The organism is Vibrio sp. 2033 (genome assembly GCF_033339735.1).
Window position 1 is genome coordinate 1 of the sequence record NZ_JAWOVC010000284.1, and the last position, 756, is coordinate 756.

A 756-nucleotide genomic window follows, 5' to 3' on the forward strand; every position below is an offset into this window, starting at 1 on the left:
TGGGGATTTTGAAGCACTGTTCTGTAGGGTATGTGAACAGTTTGATGTCTCAACTTGAGCATGCGGGTCATGATAAGCGTGCGCGTCACTATGCACACCAATTGGGTTTGCATGTGTCGGAAGTTGATACTCCTGACGGTTACTTATCAACAGGCGTACTAGAGCATGTAAAGCAGCGAATAGGCTGGATTATTGCACTCGCTTTATTGGGGATCGTTTCTGGGCTGATTATTGCTCAGTATGAAGATACATTGAGCCAACTGGTTTTACTGGCAGTGTACATGCCAGTGATTGCGGCGGCTGGTGGTAATACGGGAACTCAAGCGGCCACATTGGTCATTCGTGCATTGGCCACTGGTGAACTTAAAAAGCGTCAGTGGTTAGCAGTACTTTGGAAAGAAAGTCGCGTAGCGCTGTGTCTCGCACTAGCGATCGCAATAGTTATGGTTGGACGCATTATGCTTTTTAGTGCTGGCCAATCTACGGGGGGCTTTGAACTGACAGACATCGCACTTGCAATCGCCGTTGCTTTGTTTATTCAAGTCTCAATTTCCACGACGCTTGGCGGTTTGTTGCCAATAATTGCCCGTGCTTGCAAGCTAGACCCAGCCGTATTGGTGAGCCCTGTGCTTGCATCAATCGTTGATATATCAGGTATGTGGATTTACTTTACTGTGGTGAATTACTTCTTAGGTATCGCCTGACTAAAATTCACGATGTCACGGTAAAATAACTGCTCAAAATGCGTAATAGGGG

Annotated in this window: 1 protein-coding gene; it reads left to right on the forward strand. The window is 46.6% G+C overall.

What is annotated here, in order from left to right; translation table 11 throughout:
- On the forward strand, nucleotides 1-704 hold a 704-nt coding region (locus R7P74_RS26105; protein ID WP_318123552.1), incomplete at its 5' end, for a magnesium transporter.
- Nucleotides 705-756: the final 52 nt, after the last annotated feature.